Below are 24,138 nucleotides of genomic sequence, written 5' to 3'. Positions count from 1 at the left end.
ATTTACGTTTATTATATCAACTATAGTTATAAAAAAAAGCAAATAGTTAAAATTCTTACATAGAATTAACTACTTGCTTGAAATATGATCTAATTTTAAAACCTAATGAATATAGTTATAAGCTCCTGCTGCTGATGCTGAAATTGTACGTGAAGACACAATACCAACACCTTGATAATTCATTTCAGAAACTTGGATAGATCCATCAGAATTCACTTTGTCAACATATGCAACGTGACCATATCCTCCAGCAGTTGACTGTAATATAGCCCCTGCAGATGGGTTATTATTTACTGTATAACCTGATTGAGCTGCTGCATTCGCCCAGTTATTTGCATTTCCCCAAGTGTTTCCAATATCAGGACGTTTGCTAAATGCATAATAAGTACATTGACCTGAAGTATACAAGTTATTACCTCCACCTGAAGATGGTCTGCTGTATGATACTGGTTGTGTTTGTTGTGCTGGTTGTGCATATTGTGTTGCTTGAGCATGTTGTGTTTGTTGTGCAGTTTGAGTTGAGTTATTTGAATTAAACGTTGGTGCTACATAAGCATGTACATCTTCACTATTAAAAACATTTTCATTTGAAGTTTGTTCAGATACATTTCTCAAGACAGTTTCTTCTTGTGATGATGCCTCTGGTGCATGAATTGTTAAACTAGTAGGTTGAGCTGTCGCTTCTGAACCTTCTTGAGCTACTGATAATTTCTCTCCCACAATAATCAAATCAGAAGTCAAATTGTTCCATTCTTTTAATTCTGTAACAGATACATCAAATTTCTCAGCTATTGTATTAAGTGTATCGCCTTCTTGAATTGTATATATATTATCTTCTAACACTTTTAAGTTTTGTCCGACTGTAACATCGCCTGTGATATTGTTTAATGATTTAAGTTCTGAAATTGAAGTCCCGTATTCCTGTGCAATCGTTTCTAAAGTTTCTCCATCTTTAACTTTAATATCCGATGCAAATGCAGTAGTGTTTGATAATGTAGTTAAAGCTGTGACTGACGCTAAAGTAATGAATGTCTTCTTCATGATGACATATCCTCCCGAGTTTTATGTGTTTTAATTTATATTTTTATTTTATAGGGTTATCCCCAACTAATACTGGAAATAATATATCATATTATCGAACCTCATTTTTCTTTGTTACAAATTCGTAATATAAACGTTACTGTCTGATAATTTTTCAGAAAAAATTGTTACTAAAGACTGTCATGAAAGTATTTAAAAGCGCACCATTAATTGTATTTTTACAATTAATGGTGCGCTTTTTTACTCTATTTATACATTTGAAAAGGTCATGATATTTATCTAAAAATTTTCCATTTCATATAAATAAAACATCTAATACATTATTTATAAGGTTTGAATGAGTTATATTATTTTTGTTCTACCAACCATTTTGCTACTTCTTTAGCTTCTTTCTCATCTACAACTTTGCTCGGCATATTACCTTTACCTTCATTAATTATCTTTTCGATATCTGCTTCTGACATTTTAGCGCCAACTTTTTTTAGTGAAGGACCAGAAGCACCATCAAGATCTTTACCATGACATCCAACACAAGAATTATTTTTAAAAATCTTTTCCCCTTTTGAACTATATTCCTCCGTCTTACTATCATCGTTTGATTGACCACAACCAGCAAAGATTAACGATGATAATGCCAATACAGAAATCATGCCCATTTTGATTTTCATGTATAACACTCCATTCAATATATTATCAAATATATTTTATCATGAAATTTAGTAATTAGGTATCCTTTTGTGCAAGAATTCACAATTAAAATCATGCATATATACGACACACCGCTCAATACAATGAGTAGAGGCTGAGACAATTAAATTGTCTCAGCCTCATTCAACTCAATATTACTTTTCATCAATTTGACTTCTTAAATATGCATCAATGAAAGGTTCTATATCTCCATCCATCACTGCATTAGTGTTACCAGTTTCTTCATTAGTTCTATGATCTTTAACCATAGCGTATGGGTGGAATACGTATGAACGTATTTGACTGCCCCATCCAATTTCTTTTTGCTCGCCTCTAATTTCATCAAGGGCTGCAGCTTGTTCTTCAAGTTCTTTTTGGTAAAGTTTAGCTTTCAACATTTTCATCGCTTGTTCTCTATTTTTAATTTGAGATCTTTCGTTTTGACAAGTTACGACTATTCCTGTTGGTTGGTGTGTGATACGCACTGCAGAGTCAGTAGTGTTTACGTGCTGTCCACCTGCTCCTGATGCTCTATACGTATCAACTGTAATATCTTCAGAATTAACTTCAATTTCAATTTTTTCATTATTAAATTCAGGTGTAACATCACATGAAACGAAAGATGTATGTCTTCTTCCAGATGAATCAAATGGAGAAATTCGCACTAATCTATGAACACCTTTTTCAGCTTTTAAGTAGCCATATGCGTTATGTCCTTTAATTAGAATTGTAACACTCTTAATTCCAGCTTCATCGCCTGATTGGTAGTCTAATGTTTCAACTTTGAATCCTTTTTGTTCAGCAAATCGTTGATACATCCGAAGTAACATGGATCCCCAATCTTGTGATTCAGTTCCACCGGCTCCAGGATGTAGCTCTAAAATCGCATTATTTTCATCATGTTCTCCATTAAGCAATAATTTTAGTTCAAATTGATCGATGTCTGATTTTAATGTTTTTAAATCTTGCTCTAAAATTTCATGCATATCTTCGTCATATTCTTCTTGAAGAAGTTCAACAGTAGTTAATAAGTCATCCGTTTGTTGTTCTAATTTATGATAATCCCCTACTACTGATTTTAAAGCATTATTTTTATTAATAATATCTTGCGCTTTATTTTGATCGTCCCAAAAGCTCGGATCAACCATCATCTCTTCATATTCTTGAATGTTCGTCTCTTTATTTTCTAAGTCAAAGAGACCCCCTGATATTCATTAATTTTTCATTGTTTTTATTTAAAGTTTGTCTAATTTCCGTTAATTCCATAAGTTTACTCCTTTATGCTTGGCCGTGACAGTTTTTATATTTTTTTCCGCTTCCACATGGACACGGATCATTACGACCTACTTGTTCATCTTTAACGATAGGTTTAGGTTTGACTTTTTCTTTACCATCATTGGCACCTACGTGTTTAGCTTCGCCTATTTCAACTTGTTCACGTTCAACTTGTTCTCCGCGATCAATTGTTGACTTAAGAATATATTTACTTACTTCATCTTCAATTTCGTTCAACATCGTTTCAAATAAATCTAATCCTTCGTTTTGATATTCACGAAGTGGATTGATTTGACCATAAGATCTTAAATGAATACCTGTACGTAATTGGTCCATCGTATCGATATGGTCTGTCCATTTACGGTCAATTGTTCTTAAAACAATCATGCGTTCAAATTCAGACATTTGGTCACCAAAGTCTTCTTGTTGTGCATCATATTGAGCCTTAATTTTTTCAAGGACAATTTCAATGATATCTTCATAATCTCTACCACGAATATCATCTGCTTTAATTGAATCTTGTTGTAAATAAGAATCATCGATAAATTGTACGAGTGCATCATAATCAATTTCTTCTTCATTATTTGATAAATGATAATTAACGCCACGTTCTAGAGATGATTTAATCATATCTTTCACAATATCTTGTACGTCTTCTTTTTCAATTATATCGTTACGTTCACCATAAATGATTTCACGTTGTTTTCTTAATACATCATCATATTCTAATAGTCGTTTACGAGCATCAAAGTTATTACCTTCAACACGTTTTTGAGCTGATTCAACTGCTCTAGAAACCATTTTAGATTCGATAGGTGTATCATCATTCATTCCTAATTTACCCATTAGTGATTGCATACGTTCAGAACCGAATCTGACCATTAATTCATCTTGTAGTGATAGGTAGAATCTACTTCGCCCAACGTCACCTTGACGACCAGAACGACCTCTCAGCTGATCATCGATACGTCTTGATTCATGTCGTTCTGTACCGATTACTGCTAGTCCACCTAATTCAACAACACCATCTCCAAGCTTGATGTCTGTACCACGACCAGCCATGTTTGTTGCGATTGTAACTGCACCTTTTTGACCAGCATTTAAAATGATGTCTGCTTCACGTTCATGGTTTTTAGCATTCAATACATTATGTCTAACGCCTTTTTTCTTCAATAGTTGTGAAATATACTCACTTGTTTCTACAGCCACAGTACCTAATAATACAGGCTGCCCTTTTTTGTAAAATTCAATTACGTCATTAACAACAGCATCGAATTTACCTTTTTGAGATGAAAAAATTAAATCCGCTTCATCTAGACGTTGGATCGGTCTATTTGTAGGTATTTGTGTAACTGTCATATTATAAATATTTCTAAATTCTTCTTCTTCCGTCTTAGCTGTACCAGTCATACCAGACAACTTATTGTACATTCTAAAGAAGTTTTGGAATGTAATAGAAGCCATTGTTTTAGATTCATTTTGAATTTCTAAACCTTCTTTAGCTTCAATTGCTTGGTGTAAACCGTCTGAGAATCGACGTCCAGGCATTGTACGACCAGTAAATTGGTCAACAATCATAATTTCGCCATCTTCAACAACATAATCTTTATCTTTAAACATCGTTCTGTTTGCTTTTAAAGCTATATTAATATGATGCATTAAGTTCACATTTTTAACGTCGAATAAATTTTCTATTTTAAACATGCGTTCTGCTTTATCAATACCTTGCTCAGTTAATGTGATTGCTTTAGTCTTTTCATCATAAGTAAAGTCATCATCATCTTTAAGCATTTTTACAAACACGTTTGTTTGAGTATATAAAGTTGTTGATTTTTCAGCTTCACCAGAAATGATAAGTGGCGTTCTCGCTTCATCGATTAAAATTGAATCGACTTCATCAATGATTGCAAAGTTTAATGGTCTCATAACACGGTCTTTCTTATAAGTAACCATGTTGTCTCTTAAATAATCGAACCCAAGCTCATTATTTGTACTATACGTAATATCTGAAGCGTATGCTTCACGCTTTTGATCTGTATTCATTGAATTTAAATTTAGACCTACAGATAGTCCTAAGAAATTGTATAGTTGTGCCATTTCTTCACTTTGTGAACTTGATAAATATTCATTGACAGTAACAACATGAACACCTCTACCTGTTAATGCATTTAAATAAACAGGCATAGTTGCTGTTAATGTCTTACCTTCACCAGTTTTCATCTCAGAAATATCGCCACGATGAATCGCAATACCACCCATAATTTGCACTTTAAATGGTGTCATTTTGAATACTCTTGTAGACGCTTCTCTAACAATTGCATATGCTTCTGGTAGTAATTTTTCTAAATACTTTTCTTGCTTTTTATAATCTTCTATTTCAGCTAATTCTTTTTTAAATTGTTCTGTCTTTTCTCTTAATTGCTCATCTGTTAACTTAGCAATTTCATCTTCAAAATTAATGACTTGATTTGCTAACTTCTCGAGTGATTTTACTACTCGTTTATTACCATCAGCTATTTTTGATAAAAAACCCATTTTGTTCTCTCCTTCAACTAGGAAACTAGTAATCTTACAACAATATATCATAACACTTTTATATCACTTTTTATACTATTTAAGATTACCACCTCTGTAAATGAAAAGCTATTAATAGACAAAGAAACTGATGCAGAAATTCTGCACCAGTTCTTGTGTTCTTACTTTATTGTATAGAAGTTTCAATTAATCCATATTTTCCATCTTTACGTTTATAAACAATACTTGTTTCATCTGTTTCTGCATCTGTGAAAATGTAAAAATCATGTCCTAATAAATTCATTTGTAATACTGCTTCCTCAGAATCCATAGGTTTTAACGCAAATTGTTTAGAACGGATAATTTCAATTTCATTATCACTATCGTTATCTTCACTTTCTTCTGGTGATGATGCATCTACACTTGTTGCAAATACATCTTTATCTCGCCCTTTATCGCGATACTTTCTGTTGACCTTTGTTTTGTACTTACGCACTTGTCTTTCAAGTTTGTTTGTTATCAAGTCGATTCCAGCATATAAATCTTCATGTCTTTCCTCAGCTCTTAAAGTAACATCTTTCAACGGAATAGTTACTTCAACTTTACTGCGAGAATCCTGATAAGTTTTAATTTTAACATGAGCTATTGCCTCTGGGACATTAGTAAAGTATCTTTCAAGTTTACTTACTTTGTCCTCAATATAATTTCTTATCGGATCAGTCACTGTGATGTTTTCACCATGAATTTCAAATCTGATCATAAAGCACCGACTCCTTTAACGCTCTATTTCTCTTGTGTTTCTTCCTACTTATATTTTACCATTATTTCCCCCTCTTGCAAATGTTAAGGCATCTATTTTTCTGATTTTTCTAATAAATAAAAGTTCAGCTAATTGGTGAATTGTCAGCCCTGTTGTATAAATATCATCTACGAGTAAAATACATTTATTTTCTAATTCTATTTCTTGATTTATTCTAAATGGATTGAGTTGTAAAGACCTTTGTTTTTTTGTTAAATCAGATTGTTTTTGTCTGAGTTCAGTCTCAAATATTTGTATATAATTTACATTTTGTATATCTAATACGAAAGTAACATGATCAAATGTTCTAGTAGCGAGTTTATTTGGATGAATTGGTGCAGGCATTATGTAGTCATACTGTTTCAAAATATTTTTAGGTAACTGAAATATTTGAGCAATCGCAACGTCTCCCATAAATTTGTATTGATGCATTAATTCTTTTATAAGTCCTTGGTAATCATATATCGTATAAAGTTGATTGATTAATTGATACCTATTGGATAACCAAAGACAATCTAGACATTCATTTTCCTCTGAAGACAGCACTTTTAAACAACGTTTACAACGTCTATCATTGAGATTAAAGGTAAGTTGTGGCTCACAATTTTTACATACAGTAGGTGTGGACGAAAAAAGATTCAATAAATTTATCTCTTCATTTATTGAATTTTGACATATAACACATTTCTTCATGTTATCCATCCTTTCTTACGTGCAAGACTATTCATTTTTGAGATTTCATTTTTTGCATGTAACATATTTTTCGTAATACCTTCGTGGTAGCAAATGACTTTTCCAGTAGGACATGATAATTTACGCCCCACCCGACCAGCTATTTGAATAATTGCACTGCTTGTAAATTTTTCAGTATGCACGATAACGACGTCTAAGTATTCAAGCGTGACACCTCTCTCTAAAATCGTCGTCGTAAACATGATGTCGATCTCATCATTTCTTAATAGGCTAACTTTTTCATGTCGCTCTGAATCAACACTTGAAACATACTCAATTTTTGAAAAGTAGTGTTCATACATATTAAATACTTTTTTCATGTAACTTATATCATGGAAAAACACAAAAGTTTTCCTTTTATCTTCTATTTGTTTCTTTAATAGTTTTAGCAATTTTTGATTTAATTTTGTTTCTTTTATCGCATTGAATTGAAATTCAGGAAGAGGTAAAGGATGACCGTGATATCTTGCTGGAAGTTTAATTATTTGAGAATCAGTAAATTTCGCTAGGAGTTGTTGATTTGGAGTTGCAGTTAAATAAATGTGACTTGCGTGAAGTGTAGATGCTTTATGAATCGTATGCATAAGTTGATTATCCATATCTAAAGGAAATGCATCAACTTCATCGACAATAACAACATCAAAATGACTATCATAACGCATTAATTGATGTACAGTTGCTACAACAAAAGTGCTATTATATTGACCAAAATTGCCTTCATACATTAAATCGATTTGCTCATCTTTAAAAGCATCTGCTAATCTTAAATATACTTCTTTAACAACATCGACTCTTGGAGAAATTACAGCAACGTTATCTCCATTTTGTCTAGCTACTGAAATACCTTCAAATATCATTTCTGTTTTGCCTGCACCAGTTACCGCATGAAGTAATAAATGTTCACTGTTTAATACCGCTTGTTTAATTTTTTCTGATGCATGTCTTTGCTGTTCACTAAGCTCAAAATTTAATCGATATTTACATAATGATTTCTGTCTCTCACTTTCAATGATATAAATATCTTTGCAACTTTGAACTTTGCCAAGGTTTATACAATATCTGCAATAAGTTGTTGTTGCATTACAATGATGACAATAATAATTAAAGAATAACGTTTGATCAGTATTACCGCATTGGTTACAAATATATTTTTCATGTACCTTTGAAACACCAGGTTTACTGACTTTTACTGTTTCCGTTGTTAAATTGTTTAAATCATGACATATTCGTCCATATAATTTCATCATAACCTCCAATAAAAAAGCACAAAAAGCTTAAGCTTTTTGTGCTGTAGTTATTTTATATAGATAAATCTAATTCTGTCGTTGTAAATCCTAATCCTAATGCACCTTCACCTAAGTGTGTGCCAATTACTGGTCCGAAATAACTCAATATCACATTCGCTTCAGGAAACTTCTCTTCTATTTGTGCTTTCCAAGAAACTGCACTTTCTTTGTCATTAGCATGAATAATAACAATAGATAAGTTTTTGTACCCTTCCACTTCTGTAGCTATTTGTTCTTCGATACGTTTTATAGCTCTTTTCTTAGTTCTCACTTTGTCATATGGCACAATTTTAGTGTCCTCAAAGTGTAACAAAGGCTTAACTTGTAACATTGTACCTACAAAAGCTTGTGCACTGTTTAAACGTCCGCCTTTTTTCAAGTTGTTTAAATCATCAACTATGAAATAAGCGTTTGTCGTTTCTTTCATGCTTTCTAATTGTTCAAGTATATTATCTACAACTGTCATGCCTTGTTCTACAAGCTGAGCAGCTTTTAAAGCATAGAACCCTTGAACAGCACAAGAGATTTCAGAATCGAATGGATGAACTTGAATTCCATCAACCATAGCATTTGCTGTTACTGCACTTTGGAAAGTACCACTTATACCACTTGATAAGTGAACGGCTATTACATCTGTATAGCCATCTTCTTTTAAGCTTTCGAGCAACTCGACATATTCACCCATAGCAGGTTGAGAAGTTGTCGGCAATTGCGTTTCATTTCTCATTCTTTTATAAAAATCATCTGTCTTCAGTTCCGATAATTCTTTATATGTTTCATCATTAAAAATAACGTTTAGCGCGACTGTTTTAATTTGATATTTATCTAAATAAGCTTGATCTAAATATGCTGTTGAATCTGTTAGAACAGCAATTTTCATAAAGTTATCCTCCTTGATTCTCTTCCATATCAATCATATCTAATTCTCACTTATTTGAAAAGGAGTTTATTGACTAAATTGCTGCTTGTGCCATTTTAGAAAATTTGTAAGAATCTCCCTTTTTAACTAGTGTTACAACTTCATTAAAGGATTTCTTCTCCTCTTTACTACCATCTTTTGGATGCGCTGTTGTTTCTACATTATAAAATACAACAATTTTATCTTTTTTATCCTCTAAGAATTTAATATTGGATATCTTTTTATCAAACTTATAATTTTTAAGTGTATCTTTTAATACTTTTTCTTCTTCTTTAACATCAAGTTGTTTAGAATTTGAATCTATTGTTTTTATATATTCATCAACATTTCCTTCATTTAAAGACTTTCTATTTTGTTCTATCACTTCTTTTACTGCCTTTTCAGTCTTATCATTCACTTGAATTGTATCTTTAGGATTTCCTTTATCATCTAACAATAAACCTTGACCATCACCAGCTTCATCAGTCGTTGGTTTCTCCTCTTCTTTTGAACCACAAGCCACTAACACTAACGATAACACTATACATAAAAGTAATAATTTATTCTTCAATTCATACAATCCTTTCCCGTCCATTTTTAATAGTATATAATATATCGTAACAGATTAAGATGTAAAGGGAGAAGTATAAACATGGCAGAAGGACTAATTACAATTAAATCAGCACATGAAACTGAGATTGTTATCAATAAATCAAGGTTTATTGCAAGTATATATCCTGCAGAAACAGAAGAAGAAGCTAAAGCGTTTATACAAAGCAAGAAAAAAGAACATCATGATGCCACTCACAATTGTTCAAGTTATATTATAGGTCCGACCATGCTTATACAAAAAGCCAATGATGACGGAGAACCATCAGGAACTGCTGGTGTACCAATGTTAGAAGTATTAAAAAAGCAACAACTCCACAATGTCGTAGTCGTCGTTACAAGATATTTTGGTGGCATTAAATTAGGTGCCGGCGGACTTATTAGAGCATATGGTAGCGCAGTTAGCCAAGTCATTAAAGAAATAGGACGCATCATATTATTAGAAGCCATTCCATTTGAAATCACACTCGATTACGATCAAACAGGACGCTTCGAACACGAATTACAACAAACAGATTTTCAATTAGTCGACACATCATATACAGACAAAGTAACATATACAATTAACGTCATCGCATCAGAAGAAGACAACTTCATCTCTTTCTTAAATGAAGTTAATCAAGGAAAATATGACCTAACGAAACAAGATATGATTGCTTTACCATTTCCATATAATAAAGAAGAAGAACGCTAATCAAGGTTGTTTATATTGTCTAATGAGCATGACTCACAAAACTTGCTCGTTAAAAACCTATATACTTATTTTTCCCGCGGAAAGCATGCGCATAAAAAAGAACGCTAATTTCTATTAGCGTTCTTTTTTATATTTTGTTCTTGTTAAAAAGTTAAGAATTGGTCTGTAATTTGCATTTATGAGACCTGTGAATTCTACGATTAACTCTATTGTAATTAAAATCATAATAAACATCATTAAGACGCCATATGGTGGTGATAAATAAAGTATCACACTCGATATACTAAATAGAATAGCTATCATATATATTAATACGACAGTTTGTCTATGTGTATAACCTAAATCTAATAACTTATGATGTAAATGTGATTTATCTGCTTGTACGATGGATTGTCGATTATGTAATCTACGAATCACAGCGAATAACATATCAATAAATGGAACTGCAAGAATAACCATTGGGAAGAATAACGATATTAATGTAATATTTTTAAAACCTAATAACGATAAGACACCAATGATATACCCTAGAAGTAATGCCCCACTATCTCCTAAGAATATTTTTGCAGGGTGTGAATTAAATACTAGGAATCCTAATAAAGAACCTATTAATACACCACATATCATCATTATAAATATATTTTGTTGTAGTATTGCGATAAATCCTATCGTTATTAAAGCTATACAAGATATTCCTGACGCTAATCCGTCTAACCCATCAATTAAGTTAATTGCATTCATAACTGCAACTACCCAAAATATTGTCATTGGAATACTGAATATACCAAATTCTATTACTATACCAAAAGGTAGCGTAATAAAATCAAGTGTTACATGGTTTAAGACTACAATTAAAGAAACTGCAATCTGTCCAGCTAGTTTAACAAGTGGTTTCATATCATAGAGATCATCAACTAAACCAATTAAATATATAACAATTGCACCTAATATAATAGGAATTGTTTCATGTTCAACAGGTTTTCCCCACCATAATCCGATAAGAAAAGATAATAAAATGACTGATCCGCCTAATACAGATACTGGTTTAGTATGAACTTTTCTAACATTTGGCATATCAACTGCACCAATTTTTTTTGAAAGAACAATGACTAAAGGTGTTAGTATTAAACTTACAATCATGGTTAGTAATATTAGTTGCAAAGTAAACATGGATTCACCTTCATTTTTAAATTGAAGCATTATTTTAATTTATATATTACTTTTAGAATATCAAAGTTTTATTCTACATGCTATAAAAACAATAGTATACCACATTTTTTAGTAGGAAGAATTTTAAAGCATAACAGAACATTATATCGTTCATGTGAAAAAAGAAACTTTTTTAACAAAATATCCTATTATATCGTGACAAAAGCCACCTAATAGATTACAATATCATATGGCTTACTAAAAGAAGGATGGTGTTAAATGATACAAGCAATTATATTTAATATATCAGTGACTATTGCAGCATTTTATCTATACCATCGAATGCAATATAACGAAACAAGAACAGTGACTTTTTCTCAAAATTATATCACCCTTTTAATGACAGGTGTTTCCATATTATTAGTATCAAATCCGATACAATATCATGAATATGTTATTACTTTAAGTTTTATTCCAATTCTCTTCTTAGGAAGGTTTACTAATTTATTTTATTCTGTTTTAAGTGCAGGTGTTGTATTACTTGTTGACATGTTCGCATTTGGAACACCATTTTTAGATAATCTGCATTTGCTTATTATAGCAGTTGTAGTTGGTGTGATTGGTCCATTTCTTAAACAAAGTGATTTCGTTAGTATTCAATTATTATATTTGATAAGCATCATTATTATAGCTATAACGCTTATCTTTTTAAATCCAGACTCATGGCTAAATGAGTGGTTGTTTCTTGTACCTGTTTCCTTTATTCTTAGTATTATAAGTGCAAGTGTTTATCGAGACATTTGGATATTGAAAAATTTAATTTCAAGATATGAAAATGAAGAATCAGTAGATTATTTAACAGGATTAGGAAATGTTAAAGAATTTGATCGTTATTTAAACAAGACTACAGAACAAATCACTGAAAATGATCAATCTATGGCTTTATTATTAATTGATATAGATGGCTTTAAAAATGTAAATGATGCATATAGTCATAAAGCTGGAGACGCTGTTCTTAAACAAATGTCACAGTTATTGATAAATTATTTACCAAAAGATGTTAAGGCTTTTCGTAACGGTGGAGAAGAATTTTCAATTATAATTGTTGGTGAGACGTTAGACAGTGCGATTAAATTAGCTGAAAGCATTCGTGATAGCGTTCAACAGTCTACGTTCCATTTACCAAATAAAGAAACGATAAAGTTATCTGTTTCTATTGGCGTAGGTTACTTAAGTGAACAAGACAACAAATCTAAACGTCGTGTCTTCAAAGATGCCGATGATATGTTACATGAAGCAAAATTACAAGGTCAAAACAAAGTAATGTTCAATCCAATTATTAAATTATAAAATGAACATAGAATTGCCTATAGCAATTCTATGTTTTTTGTTGGAAAGTTTTTATTATATGTATTAACATTAATTCAATGTGAAACTGGAGGTTAATATGGAAGAGATACAAGACTTCACTATTATAGATGAAAATAAAATAATTGATGTTGTCATGACAGCTGGTCGAATACTTTTAGAGAGTGGCGCTGAAACGTATAGAGTTGAAGATACAATGGCAAGAATTGCAACTAGCTATGGCTTAGAAAACACACATAGCTTCGTAACTTCTACCGCTATTATCTTTTCTCTAAACGATAGAACAAACACTCGTCTAATAAGAATAGATGAACGTACAACAGATTTAGAAAAAATTTCATTAACGAATCAAATCTCACGAAAAATAGCGAATAATGAATTATCGATAGACGAAGCTAAATCGGAACTCATACATTTGCATCATGCTTCATTGCAGTTTCCTTTTTGGTTAAAAGTATTAGCTGCAGCGATAGCTTCAGCTTGTTTCTTACCTATGTTTGGTGGTAAACAAGCTGAAGTGATTCCATCATTTATAGCTGGTGGTACAGGATATTTAACTATGTCTATTGTTCATAACACAATTAGAATTAAATTCTTTACTGAGTTCATAAGTTCATTGATTATCGCTACAATTGCAACCATAAGTGTTAATTTCTTTATAGGCGTAAATTTAAGCTTAATAACAATTGCTTCAGTAATGCCTCTAGTACCTGGTGTACTTATTACAAATGCAATTCGAGATTTAATGGCTGGTCAACTGCTTGCAGGTATTTCAAAAGGCGTTGAAGCGGCACTAACGGCTTTTGCTATCGGTGCTGGTGTTGCAATCGTGTTATTACTAAGTTAAGGAGGTGCTTTAAATGTTAGATTATATATATCAAATTTTATTAAGTTTTACAGCAACGTTATTTTTCTCTGTCATTTTCAATGCACCTAAGAGACTTTTAATAGCTTGCGGTATCGTTGGAGCAATGGGTTGGATGATTTACACAATTTCGTTAGATTTTGGTATAGATAAAGTACAAGCTTCATTTTATGGTAGCTTTGCATTAGCTTTAATGAGTCATATTATGAGCCGTTATTACAAACGACCTATGATCATATTTATAGTAGCAGGTATTATTCCTCTTGTACCAGGTGGTCTAGCATATGATGCTACTAAAAATTTAGTTATAAATAATTATGACGTTGCAATCAATACAACGTTACAAGCTACATTGATTTCTGGTGCTATCGCATTTGGTATTTTATGTTCAGAAATCATCTTCCAAATCTATGTTCGTTCAAAGCATTCTTTTGCTTCTAGGAAACAAAAGAGCGTATAATAAATACGTAAATAGAAGTAAAAAGGAGCGAGCAATTTGAAACAACGTCTAATTGATCGATTAGAAAGATATGTAAGAATAGATACACAAGCTGATCCATCTAGCCAAACTACACCATCTACTGAGAAGCAATGGGACTTAATTAATCTGCTTCAAGAAGAAATAAAAGCATTAAACCTTGAAGTAGATGTAGATGATAAAGGTTATTTAATGGCAACACTTCCATCAAATACCGATAAAAAGGTTCCAACTATAGGTTTATTAGCTCATATCGATACTTCTCCAGACTATAACGCATCAAATGTTAAACCTTTAATAGTCGAAAAATACGACGGTCAAGATATACAATTAGGAAATTCAGATAAAATACTTAGTCCAAAAACATTTCCACAATTAAACAAAGTAATTGGACATACTTTAATGACGACAGATGGTACTTCTTTACTTGGTGCAGATGATAAAGCAGGTGTCGTTGAAATTATGGAAGCCATTATTTATTTGAATGAACATCCTGAAATTAAACATGGTGACATTAGATTTAGCTTTACACCAGACGAAGAAATAGGCAAAGGCCCACATAACTTTGATGTTGAACGATTTAATGCAGATTTTGCTTATACATTAGATGGCAGTCTTGAAGGTGAATTACAATTTGAAAGTTTTAATGCTGCAGCTGCAATAGTAGAAGTGAATGGCGTCAATGTTCATCCAGGCTCAGCTAAAGATGTTATGGTTAACGCTAATACTTTAGCCATGGCTTTTAATGATCAACTTCCTAATCATGAAGTACCAGAGCAAACGGATGGATACGAAGGTTTTTACCATTTAACAGATATGTCTGGCACAGTTGAAAAAGCAACACTTCAATATATTATTCGTGATCATGATAAAGCACAATTTGAACGAAGAAAAAATCATTTATTAGATATAGCCAAAATTTTAAATCATAAATATGATAGTGAACTGATTAATGTAACAATCCATGATCAATATTTCAATATGGGTGAAAAAATCAAGCCACATCCTGAGCTTGTTGACATACCCGAGAAAGTTATCAAGTCATTAGGTATAACGCCTATCATTGAACCAATAAGAGGCGGAACTGACGGCTCACAATTATCGTATATGGGCTTACCAACGCCAAACCTATTTACAGGCGGAGCAAACTTCCATGGACCATTTGAATATGCTTCAATAGATGTCATGGAAAAAGCAGTCCACACAATTATCGGTATCGTTTCTGAATTTGAAAAGCAATCATAATAAATCAAAAAAACCATGCATACCTGTTAATACTTACTTAACGGCTATGCATGGTTTTTTAATCTTTTAATTATAACGATGATTTTAGTAATCTAAGTGACTGCGTTGTTAAATGTCTCAAGGCAATGCCCATTTCTAAATCACTCATCGTATATTGGTCTTTATTAAATACTTTAAACATTGCAGTAACATCTTGTTCTAAATATTGATCGAATTTTTCATCTGTTGCACATATCGCAATATTTATTTTTTGATGTTTTTTACATAATTCTGCTATTCTCACTGAAGTTGTCTCCAACAATTGTTGATTAGGTTGTAAACCTTCACCAAATACAATTAAATCTGCTTGCTCTATTAATTGATCTAAATACGTAAGCTCATTGACTACATCCCCACCTGTAACAAGTTGGGCATCCCATAAACTATTAAATAAAGCAGCTAATCCGCTTCCTGATCCGCCTCTTTCTTCTTTACCTAATAATATTTTATGCTGACTTTTAAATAATTCGCTGATATACCACAATGCATTATCGATTGAAACAGCATCATCTTTAGCAATTTGATTTAATTCTTGCTCTTTCATAATTCGGCTGTCTTTACCATAGTATTTAGATTCAAAGTCTGTAATGACTTTAATATTTTTATCTTTTAATCTTTTATCTAAATCATATAAATCAATTGTTCTAATATATTTCATCCATTTAGCGCCTTTACTAACATCTACTAAAGCACCTTCAGCGTCATAGAATTTAGCACCTAACGCTTGTAACATACCAAGCCCACCATCATAACTTGCTACATTCCCTACTGATATCAACATTTCTTTACTTTCTTCATTCAGTGCTTCTAAAATGACTTCACCTAATCCATACGAACTTGTATTAAGTGGGCTAATGATTTCTTCACTTGAAGATAGTATATCCCCTGCTTCTATAACTGTTATATTCTGTTCAGTCACTACATATACAGATGATTTCGGTCTCATATATGCATCATGATGATCTACTGAATATTTCGTTCCGGATTGCCATAATAATACTGAATCTATAACTTCTCTTTGCCCATTAAATAATGGAACTTGTACAATATCCGCTTCATTAAATTGAGACTTTATTGCTTCTTCGACAAATCGATTTGCATGGTAACTAGATAAAATACTATCAAACTCATCCATCGCAACTAATACTCTCATAATTTTCACCTCATGCTTTTTATCATAATTCATTATACTGTTTTTTTACACAATTAACAAAAAAACAAACAGTCTTTTTTGACTGTTTGCTTATTATCAATATTACTCTTCTGCTTTCGATAAACTTGCTACTGTGATATTTTCATGACTCGCATCCCATTCAGCATTCCCATTTACAAAGTAAAATGCTTGTGGCGATTCATGTTTGACTCCAGTTTTGTCAGCTATATAATCAGACAATTCTCTTTCTTCTTGAACAATTAAATAATAACCATCCATGTCTCTTTCATATAAGAATTTGTTAAATTGATCATATGCACTTGCTGAAATAGGACAAGTACCGCTATGTTTCATAACAAATACGTTTGGATTATCATTGAGTACTTTTTCAAATTGATCGATGGAAGTTAATTTCACGACCATTTTAATTCACCTCTATCATAATTTAACCAATACAATTGAACACTATATCATCTATCCATTTATATGGCAAATTCTATTTTTAATAATTGGCTTTATTATCTTTACCCTTAAACTATAATATTAACCACAAGACAATTTTGGTATACTAGTTATATATTAAGGAGGTGCCAGTTTTGTCCAAAGATGCTAAACCCACACTTATAAAAAGATGGGGCATGATTGATACGATTAATGCATGTTTACTTATTATTTCTATACTGTTTTTATTTGATTTTACAAATCAACCTGCATTATCGTTTATTCTTATAATCGCATTTTCTATTTGGTTCGTATCATTAGTAGGCAAAAACATATATTTATCAAAGAATCATAAAAATGAAGATACCATAAATAAAAAATGAAGAAAACACACCAAAATTAATGTATTTGGTGTGTTTTATTTATCTAACCTTTCGATTGCTTTGTCATACTTTTCATCTTTACCTAGATAAGTAAATTGAGCATTCATACCGTTTGATACTTGTATTTTTTGAAGTTTATCTTCAATTACAATTCCTTTTTTACGTTCTTTATAATAATTAATGAGCGTATAATAAACCTCTATTTGAGCTTGTCTCATTTGATTAACTCTTTTAGATGAGATATTCGTTTGATTTAATGATTTCACATTTTTAGAAAACAATGGAATAATTTCATTCTCAATATAATCTGCTCTATCTTGAACATTCTGAGTTTCATTTAAATATTTTGCTTTACTACTTAACTCTTCACTATTTTTATCAATAACTGAAACGAGTGCTTCATAATCTTCTTTTTCTTCTGCATTATTTTTGGCTAGCTTTGCATTTTTCTCTGCATCAGATTTATTTTGTTCAAAAACACTTGTATATTCTAATATTTTTTCATTAGACTCAATCGATTTTTTAAACAATGAAATATATTCATTTAATTCTGTTATTGTTTTTTCTTTCTTTGCTACGTTACTCACATATATATTATGAGCATCTTTAACATCATTTGTATTTGCATCTATATTTTCAGCTTGTTTTTTTAGATCTTTGACTTCAGGTATTATCTGCTTTTCAAGCTTATTTTGAAGTTCATCCAACTCTTTACGCTTCTCAACTGTTACTTCCGTGCCAATAAGTTGATCTAACCGGTTTAAGTTTAATTTATCTATATCATTAAGAATTGAATTTTCTTTTTTATAAATAGGTTTCATATCCTTTTTATAATTTTGAAGATCTGAATGTAATTCATTACCACAAGCTGCAATAATAAAGACAAGGACAAACATCATTAAATAAAGTAATTTAATTTTCATCATTGCACCTCTGTTTCACTTGTATTATACCTAATTTCATGGATAATTAAAATGTTATATTGTATATTCAATTATGCATTTAAGAAAGGAGTCTTTATGTTAAAACTTCCTCAACCTTTTATTCAACTAAAGTCAACTGATGATTTTAAACTAAATTTTGAAAGAATTCAACATTTATTAATTCATTTATTAGATACACCTGTTTTAGATGTTTATCATATAGGTGGGACAAAGCAAACGAATTATTCTACTGAGCCAATAGTTGATGTCCTTGTAACTGTAAAATCTTTACATGATATTACTAGCTTAGATGAAAAAAGACTGAACTATCACCGTATTTATCGATTACATAATGGCTATAACAAAAAAGTTATGATGGCTCAATTTGAAGATATGATCAGCTTAAAACAAATTACGCGTTTACATATTCTTGAACAAAACAACCAAATGCTTTATGATTATTTAACTGTAGAGTCACTTTTAACAAATGATAAAAATATTATACAAACTTATGACTCATTTAAATTAGCAGCACTACATAACTCATTCAGCATTAAAGACTATGAAAATCAAAAACAAAAATGGTTTCAACAATTATTAAATGAGCATAAAAAATAACCTATTCGCTTAAGATTATAAATCTTGATATAATAGTAATATGAGCACAATATAGAAAGGACGTCGTACGTTGGACAATCATACAATTTTGGAGGCGTTATCTACTTTCCTCCCTAAATCACTTATAAAAGTGAACGAGCCACTAAAAAAATATACATTCACTAAGACAGGCGGTAAAGCTGACTTTTATTTATCACCAACTTCACATATTGAAGTTCAAAAAATTATAGAGTTTGCATATAACAATCAAATCCCACTCACATTTTTAGGAAATGGATCTAACATCATCATTCGAGATGGTGGTATAAGAGGTATCGTAATAAGCTTATTACAATTCAATGGAATAACCGTTAATAATCAAACAATTACTTGTGGAAGTGGCGCAGCTATAATAGATGTATCAAGACGTGCTAGGGATCATCATTTAACAGGACTAGAATTTGCTTGTGGTATACCAGGTTCTGTTGGTGGTGCAGTTTATATGAATGCTGGTGCATATGGTGGCGAAGTGAAAGATTGTATAGATCACATTAAAGCTGTTGATGATACAGGCCGATTACATGTAATTAAAGGTGAAGACTTAGAATTAGACTACCGTACAAGTATCGTTCAACGTAAACATTTAGTTGTATTAGAAGCAACATTTAAATTAAAAGACGGTGACATTAATTCAATCCAAGCTACGATGGATGACTTAACACAACGTCGTGAAGATAAACAACCATTAGAATATCCTTCATGTGGAAGTGTATTCCAAAGACCTCCTAATCATTTTGCAGGCAAACTTATTCAAGATGCAGATTTACAAGGTCATAGAATCGGCGGAGTAGAAGTTTCTACAAAACATGCCGGATTTATTGTAAATGTAGATAACGGTACTGCTACAGACTATGAAAATATAATAAAACATGTACAAAATGTAGTAAAAGAAAAATTTGACATAGAATTAAAAAGAGAAGTAAGAATTATAGGAGAACAGTTAGAAGATTAAAAAAAGACAAGCGATAAATTAATATCGCTTGTCTTTTTTTATTTATTCTAAACCTTTAATTACTTCGTCTACTTGTTTTTCAGTTGTTCTTACGCCACCTGAAGCTAAGTACCATAATTGTGGATCAACATTAACTACTTTTTTATCTTTAATTGCATTTACATCTTTAATGACATCGTTTGATAATGCTTTGTTTGAGCTTTCTTTACCACCGATTGCTTTACCTCTATCCATTGCGTAAATAATGTCTGGATTTTTCTCAGTTACATATTCATAACTGATTGGTTGACCGTGACCACTTGCTTTAATATTTTTATCAACTGGTTTAACGCCTAGTACATCATAAATTAAGCTACCAAATCTAGCACCAGGTCCATATGTAGATAATTCACCTTCGTTAACTAGTAAGTACATTGCTTTGTCATCTGATTTTTTAGCTTTTTCTTTTGCTGATTTTACTTTCTTATCTAAACCAGCAATTAATTCTTTTGCTTTATCTTCTTTATCAAAGATTTTACCTAAATTAGTTGTATTTTGTTCTACTGATTTTAATAAGTTTTTATCATCAGCGCCAACGTATAATCTAGATGCATCTGGAGCTGCTTTTTTCAATTCATCTTGTACTTCTGTACCTGCTGTACGACCAGAGAATAAGATTAAATCTGGTTGAATTTCAGCAATCTTGTCATAATTCACTTCTTTTACTGAACCTGTGTTCACTACATCATCGCCTTTAAATGTGTCTAAGAATCCAGGTAATGATGCGCCATTTTCCCCTTTTGGCACACCTTTAACTGCATCTTTAGCACCTAAAGCTTCTACTGTATCTAAAGCACCATAATCTAATACGACTACTTTTTTAGGATTTACTGGTACTTTTACTTTTTCTTCTATTTTTTTAGAATCACTGCCGTCTTTTTTCTCGCCACTAACTTCATATTTCGATTGAATTTCTATAGTTTGAGAACCACTTTTAGTATCATCTTTTGATGACTTTTCGTCTTTGCTGTTTGAGTTACTTCCACAAGCTACAAGCACTACTGATAACAAGCTAATTATAATAAAACCAAATACTTTCTTCATAGTTCATGATTCTCCTTCTGATTAAATGATATAAAATGTGTCCAAGAACCGATCTGCCCATGTAAAATCAAGCATCACTCCTTTCAATGTTTAAAGTATTATGAACTACATAGCTAAAGTTTTAATTTCATCTACTTCAATGTATTCATTATCAAAATAAACACATATACGTTGTCCATTTATTTCTTGTATTTTGATATCTAAATCGTAAATATCACTCAATACCGGCTCATTGATGACCTCGTTTTTAAAACCAGCGATTTCTACTTTTCCATCTTTAATCGCAATAATTCTATCCGAGTAACAAGAAGCAAAGTTAATATCATGTATAACAATTACAATCGTTTTATTCATTTCTTTAACAAGTCTTCTTAAAATTTTCATAATTTGTACAGAATGTTTCATATCTAAATTATTTAATGGCTCATCTAACAATATATAATCAGTATCTTGAGCAATCGTCATAGCAATATATGCTCTTTGTCTCTGTCCACCAGATAATTCACTTAAGTATTTATTTTGAATATTCGTTAATCCTAAATAATCGAGTGCTTTATCAATCATAATATTGTCTTGTCTTTTTAATTTACCTTTTGAGTAAGGAAATCTACCAAAACTAACGAGTTGTCTTACAGAAATTTTTAATTCCGTGTGATTCGTTTGTTTTAAAATAGCGAGCTTTTTAGCAAGTTCGTTACTTTTCATTGAAGCAATATCTTGATTATCTATTTTAATTTTTCCTTTATCTTTTTCAATCAATCGGCTGACCATAGCTAATACCGTACTTTTCCCAGCGCCGTTAGGACCTATAAAAGAAGTGATTTTGCCTTTTTCAATTTCTATATCAACATCATCTACGACTTTATTTTGCTGATAAGTTTTTGTTAATCCTTCGACTTTTATCATGCTACATTACGCTCCTTTAAAATTAAGAATATAAAGTAAATACCGCCAATAAAGTTAATCATGATACTAATTTCTGTATTACCTTCAAATAAATGTTCGACAACCCATTGACCTAGAAATAAACTAATCCAACTTATAAGTATAGAAGCTGGCAATATATATTTGTGTTCAAATTCTTTAATAAATTCATGTGCGAGATTAACTACGAGTAAACCTAAAAATGTAATAGGTCCTACTAACGCAGTTGAAATTGTTACAAGCAATGCAACCATAACCATCAGCCATCTCGTAACATTTGTATAATTAACACCTAAGTTTATTGCATGATCTCTTCCTAATGATAATACATCTAAATATGGTCTAATTCTGAACGCTATAATGATCATAATTAACAATGCCGCACCTGATATTGTAAGCAATTCTTCATTAATAGCATTAAAACTTGCGAACATCGCGCTTTGTATAGATAAAAATTCTTCAGGATCAATCATCATTTCAATGAAACTAGATAAACTGGAGAAGAATGTTCCGAAAACAATACCAAGCAATAGTATGAAGAATACATTTTGATCTTTAGATCTAAATAATATTTGGAATAAAAATAAACTAAATAAAATCATGCCAACAAGTGTAATAATGAAATTCAAATGATAGTTTAATACAACTGATGATGTTGAACCGAATATAAATATTAGTGAAGTCTTAATAAACATATATACAGCATCTAAACCGATAATTGATGGTGTTAAAATTCTGTTATTGGTTATCGTTTGAAAAATCACTGTAGAAACAGCAATACTTCCTCCTACTAACAACATAGCAATTACTTTTCTTACACGACCGGTTAATTGGTACTCTAAAATATTCGGATTAATATTATAAAATAAATACAAAGCTGCAATTAGAACAGTTAATACGGATAAAAGGATTAATTTATGTATGGGCGATAATTTATTGAGCATTTCTTGAACGTCCTTTCATCAGCATTACTATAAAAATAAAACTACCAATTACGCCAATTGTTAATCCAATTGTAATTTCATATGGGAAGATGATTAATCTACCTAACACATCGCAAATCATAACAAACAATGCCCCGAATACAGCAGTATGTGGTAGAGCATTTTTTAAATGATCACCTCTAAATATAGAAATTAAGTTTGGAATAATTAAACCTAAGAATGGCATTGTTCCAACTGTTACAACAACTAATGCAGTAATAATCGAAGCGATAATCAGCCCGATATTTACGACTTTTTGATAGTTTAGACCTAAATTCACACTAAAATCTTTACCCATTCCGGCAATCGTGAATTGGTTCGCAAATATAAATGCAAGTATTAAAAAAGGAATGCTTATGTATAGAATTTCATATCTACCGCTAGTAATAATTGAAAAATTACCCTGCATAAAGTTCCCAATACTTTGAACTGTATTCGTTCTTAAAGCAATAAAAGAAGAAAAACTAGAAACAATATTTCCGAGCATAATACCAACTAGTGGGATGAATATGACATCTTTGAATTGAATTCGTTGAAGAATTTGCATAAACAGCATTGTTCCACACAAACTCAACAATGTAGCAAATAGTAATTTGACTAATATATTTGCGTCTGGAAAAGCGATGAGCGCAATTAAGATACCTAATCTAGCCCAATCCATAGTTCCAGCTGTTGTTGGTGAAACAAATTTATTACGGGTAAGCTGTTGCATAATAAGACCACAAATTGCTAAAGAACTACCCGAAATTATAATACTCACTGTTCTTGGAATTCTACTTGATACTAATATATTTTTTTGTTCATCAGATAAGTTAAATATATGTAACGGTTTTACTTCGGACACACCTATAAAAATCGAGAAGAATGTCGTGATAACTAATAATACAATCAAGACATCTAAACGCATTAAAAATTTTCCCATGTCACACCCTACTTCTCATTAGTTGATAACGATTATCA

The 24,138-nt window shown here is 31.3% G+C and carries 25 protein-coding genes; 8 read left to right on the top strand and 17 right to left on the bottom strand.

Annotated elements, in window-relative coordinates; all coding sequences use genetic code 11:
- Positions 1 to 102: 102 nt before the first annotated feature.
- The 9 genes from LQ608_RS05010 to LQ608_RS04970 all read right to left on the bottom strand — a co-directional run bounded on the left by LQ608_RS05010 (position 103) and on the right by LQ608_RS04970 (position 9,803).
- Positions 103 to 1,041 carry a LysM peptidoglycan-binding domain-containing protein gene (locus tag LQ608_RS05010; RefSeq protein ID WP_239750368.1) on the bottom strand — a complete coding sequence of 313 codons (939 nt, stop codon included), beginning with the start codon at positions 1,039 to 1,041 and terminating at the stop codon, positions 103 to 105.
- A gap of 347 nt (positions 1,042 to 1,388) precedes the next feature.
- The gene (locus LQ608_RS05005; protein WP_239750366.1) at positions 1,389 to 1,709 is read right to left on the bottom strand and encodes a c-type cytochrome; all 321 of its coding nucleotides are present in this window, start codon (positions 1,707 to 1,709) and stop codon (positions 1,389 to 1,391) included.
- A gap of 174 nt (positions 1,710 to 1,883) precedes the next feature.
- Positions 1,884 to 2,994 (bottom strand): peptide chain release factor 2 gene (prfB, locus tag LQ608_RS05000; RefSeq protein ID WP_107508982.1). Its coding sequence is split into 2 segments (ribosomal slippage): positions 1,884 to 2,921 and positions 2,923 to 2,994, totalling 1,110 coding nucleotides; the frame shifts between segments, so codons are not numbered across the junction.
- A 12-nt stretch (positions 2,995 to 3,006) separates the two neighbouring features.
- On the bottom strand, positions 3,007 to 5,538 hold the full coding sequence (gene secA, locus LQ608_RS04995; protein ID WP_239750359.1) for a preprotein translocase subunit SecA: 2,532 nt from the start codon (positions 5,536 to 5,538) through the stop codon (positions 3,007 to 3,009).
- Between the two features lie 166 nt (positions 5,539 to 5,704).
- On the bottom strand, positions 5,705 to 6,277 hold the full coding sequence (hpf, locus tag LQ608_RS04990) for a ribosome hibernation-promoting factor, HPF/YfiA family (protein ID WP_107508983.1): 573 nt from the start codon (positions 6,275 to 6,277) through the stop codon (positions 5,705 to 5,707).
- Between the two features lie 48 nt (positions 6,278 to 6,325).
- The gene (locus LQ608_RS04985; protein WP_239750357.1) at positions 6,326 to 7,009 is read right to left on the bottom strand and encodes a ComF family protein; all 684 of its coding nucleotides are present in this window, start codon (positions 7,007 to 7,009) and stop codon (positions 6,326 to 6,328) included.
- Entirely contained in the window at positions 7,006 to 8,295 is a 1,290-nt protein-coding gene (locus LQ608_RS04980) for a DEAD/DEAH box helicase family protein (protein WP_239750356.1), read from the bottom strand. Before LQ608_RS04980 ends, LQ608_RS04985 begins: the two co-directional genes overlap by 4 nt.
- Positions 8,296 to 8,347: 52 nt before the next feature.
- Positions 8,348 to 9,214, bottom strand: coding sequence for a fatty acid kinase binding subunit FakB1 (gene fakB1 / locus LQ608_RS04975; RefSeq protein WP_239750354.1), 867 nt, complete (start codon positions 9,212 to 9,214; stop codon positions 8,348 to 8,350).
- Positions 9,215 to 9,287: 73 nt separating this feature from the next.
- Positions 9,288 to 9,803 (bottom strand): hypothetical protein, encoded by a 516-nt coding sequence (locus LQ608_RS04970; RefSeq protein WP_239750348.1) that lies wholly within the window; start codon positions 9,801 to 9,803, stop codon positions 9,288 to 9,290.
- Positions 9,804 to 9,884: 81 nt separating this feature from the next.
- On the opposite strand from LQ608_RS04970, the gene LQ608_RS04965 reads away from it, so the two are divergent.
- Entirely contained in the window at positions 9,885 to 10,535 is a 651-nt protein-coding gene (locus tag LQ608_RS04965; protein ID WP_239750346.1) for a YigZ family protein, read from the top strand.
- Between the two features lie 114 nt (positions 10,536 to 10,649).
- Here LQ608_RS04965 and LQ608_RS04960 read toward each other — a convergent pair whose 3' ends face one another.
- Complete coding sequence (locus LQ608_RS04960; RefSeq protein ID WP_078357384.1) at positions 10,650 to 11,705, bottom strand: glycosyltransferase family 4 protein; 1,056 nt, start codon at positions 11,703 to 11,705, stop codon at positions 10,650 to 10,652.
- Positions 11,706 to 11,963: 258 nt separating this feature from the next.
- Between LQ608_RS04960 and gdpS the strand changes: the two genes are divergently transcribed.
- The 4 genes from gdpS (at position 11,964) to pepT (ending at position 15,640) form a co-directional block, all read left to right on the top strand.
- Complete coding sequence (gene gdpS / locus LQ608_RS04955; protein WP_078357383.1) at positions 11,964 to 13,034, top strand: GGDEF domain-containing protein GdpS; 1,071 nt, start codon at positions 11,964 to 11,966, stop codon at positions 13,032 to 13,034.
- A 97-nt stretch (positions 13,035 to 13,131) separates the two neighbouring features.
- A complete protein-coding gene (locus tag LQ608_RS04950) occupies positions 13,132 to 13,899 on the top strand; it encodes a threonine/serine exporter family protein (protein ID WP_078357382.1) in 768 nt (255 codons plus the stop codon).
- 13 nt (positions 13,900 to 13,912) lie between these two features.
- A complete protein-coding gene (locus LQ608_RS04945) occupies positions 13,913 to 14,377 on the top strand; it encodes a threonine/serine exporter family protein (RefSeq protein WP_078357381.1) in 465 nt (154 codons plus the stop codon).
- 36 nt (positions 14,378 to 14,413) lie between these two features.
- Positions 14,414 to 15,640: a peptidase T gene (gene pepT, locus LQ608_RS04940; protein ID WP_239750341.1), complete on the top strand. Its 1,227-nt coding sequence runs from the start codon at positions 14,414 to 14,416 to the stop codon at positions 15,638 to 15,640.
- Positions 15,641 to 15,710: 70 nt separating this feature from the next.
- Here pepT and LQ608_RS04935 read toward each other — a convergent pair whose 3' ends face one another.
- Both LQ608_RS04935 and ytxJ read right to left on the bottom strand, forming a co-directional pair.
- Positions 15,711 to 16,832 (bottom strand): glycerate kinase, encoded by a 1,122-nt coding sequence (locus LQ608_RS04935; RefSeq protein ID WP_078357379.1) that lies wholly within the window; start codon positions 16,830 to 16,832, stop codon positions 15,711 to 15,713.
- Positions 16,833 to 16,934: 102 nt separating this feature from the next.
- A complete protein-coding gene (gene ytxJ / locus LQ608_RS04930) occupies positions 16,935 to 17,255 on the bottom strand; it encodes a bacillithiol system redox-active protein YtxJ (protein ID WP_078357378.1) in 321 nt (106 codons plus the stop codon).
- Between the two features lie 173 nt (positions 17,256 to 17,428).
- Between ytxJ and LQ608_RS04925 the strand changes: the two genes are divergently transcribed.
- A complete protein-coding gene (locus LQ608_RS04925; RefSeq protein WP_208144083.1) occupies positions 17,429 to 17,656 on the top strand; it encodes a hypothetical protein in 228 nt (75 codons plus the stop codon).
- 35 nt (positions 17,657 to 17,691) lie between these two features.
- On the opposite strand, the gene LQ608_RS04920 is transcribed toward LQ608_RS04925, so the two are convergent.
- Entirely contained in the window at positions 17,692 to 18,579 is an 888-nt protein-coding gene (locus LQ608_RS04920; RefSeq protein WP_239750339.1) for an EMYY motif lipoprotein, read from the bottom strand.
- A gap of 96 nt (positions 18,580 to 18,675) precedes the next feature.
- Between LQ608_RS04920 and LQ608_RS04915 the strand changes: the two genes are divergently transcribed.
- Positions 18,676 to 19,197 carry a GrpB family protein gene (locus LQ608_RS04915; RefSeq protein ID WP_239750338.1) on the top strand — a complete coding sequence of 174 codons (522 nt, stop codon included), beginning with the start codon at positions 18,676 to 18,678 and terminating at the stop codon, positions 19,195 to 19,197.
- Between the two features lie 70 nt (positions 19,198 to 19,267).
- Entirely contained in the window at positions 19,268 to 20,188 is a 921-nt protein-coding gene (gene murB / locus LQ608_RS04910; RefSeq protein ID WP_239750337.1) for a UDP-N-acetylmuramate dehydrogenase, read from the top strand.
- A 42-nt stretch (positions 20,189 to 20,230) separates the two neighbouring features.
- Here the strand turns inward: murB and LQ608_RS04905 are convergent, their stop codons facing one another.
- From LQ608_RS04905 to LQ608_RS04890, 4 genes are all read right to left on the bottom strand, one after another.
- Entirely contained in the window at positions 20,231 to 21,271 is a 1,041-nt protein-coding gene (locus tag LQ608_RS04905) for a ferrated catecholamine ABC transporter substrate-binding lipoprotein SstD (RefSeq protein ID WP_239750335.1), read from the bottom strand.
- Between the two features lie 105 nt (positions 21,272 to 21,376).
- On the bottom strand, positions 21,377 to 22,177 hold the full coding sequence (locus LQ608_RS04900) for an iron ABC transporter ATP-binding protein (protein WP_239750326.1): 801 nt from the start codon (positions 22,175 to 22,177) through the stop codon (positions 21,377 to 21,379).
- Positions 22,174 to 23,139 (bottom strand): iron chelate uptake ABC transporter family permease subunit, encoded by a 966-nt coding sequence (locus LQ608_RS04895; RefSeq protein ID WP_239750320.1) that lies wholly within the window; start codon positions 23,137 to 23,139, stop codon positions 22,174 to 22,176. Before LQ608_RS04895 ends, LQ608_RS04900 begins: the two co-directional genes overlap by 4 nt.
- Positions 23,129 to 24,100, bottom strand: a complete 972-nt coding sequence (locus tag LQ608_RS04890; protein WP_078357370.1) for an ABC transporter permease — start codon at positions 24,098 to 24,100, stop codon at positions 23,129 to 23,131. Before LQ608_RS04890 ends, LQ608_RS04895 begins: the two co-directional genes overlap by 11 nt.
- Between the last annotated feature and the right edge of the window lie 38 nt (positions 24,101 to 24,138).

The organism is Mammaliicoccus sp. H-M34 (genome assembly GCF_022386495.1).
Classification (GTDB): domain Bacteria; phylum Bacillota; class Bacilli; order Staphylococcales; family Staphylococcaceae; genus Mammaliicoccus; species Mammaliicoccus fleurettii.
Note: the sequence above shows the minus strand (reverse complement) of the source record. Positions and strands in the feature narration are given on the sequence as shown.

Excerpts from the sequence above, each read along its gene's own strand:
- LQ608_RS05010 (WP_239750368.1), bottom strand. The coding sequence starts at position 1,041 with ATGAAGAAGACATTCATTACTTTAGCGTCAGTCACAGCTTTAACTACA.
- LQ608_RS05005 (WP_239750366.1), bottom strand. The coding sequence starts at position 1,709 with ATGAAAATCAAAATGGGCATGATTTCTGTATTGGCATTATCATCGTTA.
- secA (WP_239750359.1), bottom strand. The coding sequence starts at position 5,538 with ATGGGTTTTTTATCAAAAATAGCTGATGGTAATAAACGAGTAGTAAAA.
- hpf (WP_107508983.1), bottom strand. The coding sequence starts at position 6,277 with ATGATCAGATTTGAAATTCATGGTGAAAACATCACAGTGACTGATCCG.
- LQ608_RS04985 (WP_239750357.1), bottom strand. The coding sequence starts at position 7,009 with ATGAAGAAATGTGTTATATGTCAAAATTCAATAAATGAAGAGATAAAT.
- LQ608_RS04980 (WP_239750356.1), bottom strand. The coding sequence starts at position 8,295 with ATGATGAAATTATATGGACGAATATGTCATGATTTAAACAATTTAACA.
- fakB1 (WP_239750354.1), bottom strand. The coding sequence starts at position 9,214 with ATGAAAATTGCTGTTCTAACAGATTCAACAGCATATTTAGATCAAGCT.
- LQ608_RS04965 (WP_239750346.1), top strand. The coding sequence starts at position 9,885 with ATGGCAGAAGGACTAATTACAATTAAATCAGCACATGAAACTGAGATT.
- LQ608_RS04960 (WP_078357384.1), bottom strand. The coding sequence starts at position 11,705 with ATGTTTACTTTGCAACTAATATTACTAACCATGATTGTAAGTTTAATA.
- gdpS (WP_078357383.1), top strand. The coding sequence starts at position 11,964 with ATGATACAAGCAATTATATTTAATATATCAGTGACTATTGCAGCATTT.
- LQ608_RS04950 (WP_078357382.1), top strand. The coding sequence starts at position 13,132 with ATGGAAGAGATACAAGACTTCACTATTATAGATGAAAATAAAATAATT.
- LQ608_RS04945 (WP_078357381.1), top strand. The coding sequence starts at position 13,913 with ATGTTAGATTATATATATCAAATTTTATTAAGTTTTACAGCAACGTTA.
- LQ608_RS04935 (WP_078357379.1), bottom strand. The coding sequence starts at position 16,832 with ATGAGAGTATTAGTTGCGATGGATGAGTTTGATAGTATTTTATCTAGT.
- ytxJ (WP_078357378.1), bottom strand. The coding sequence starts at position 17,255 with ATGGTCGTGAAATTAACTTCCATCGATCAATTTGAAAAAGTACTCAAT.
- LQ608_RS04920 (WP_239750339.1), bottom strand. The coding sequence starts at position 18,579 with ATGAAAATTAAATTACTTTATTTAATGATGTTTGTCCTTGTCTTTATT.
- LQ608_RS04915 (WP_239750338.1), top strand. The coding sequence starts at position 18,676 with ATGTTAAAACTTCCTCAACCTTTTATTCAACTAAAGTCAACTGATGAT.
- LQ608_RS04905 (WP_239750335.1), bottom strand. The coding sequence starts at position 21,271 with ATGAAGAAAGTATTTGGTTTTATTATAATTAGCTTGTTATCAGTAGTG.
- LQ608_RS04900 (WP_239750326.1), bottom strand. The coding sequence starts at position 22,177 with ATGATAAAAGTCGAAGGATTAACAAAAACTTATCAGCAAAATAAAGTC.
- LQ608_RS04895 (WP_239750320.1), bottom strand. The coding sequence starts at position 23,139 with ATGCTCAATAAATTATCGCCCATACATAAATTAATCCTTTTATCCGTA.
- LQ608_RS04890 (WP_078357370.1), bottom strand. The coding sequence starts at position 24,100 with ATGGGAAAATTTTTAATGCGTTTAGATGTCTTGATTGTATTATTAGTT.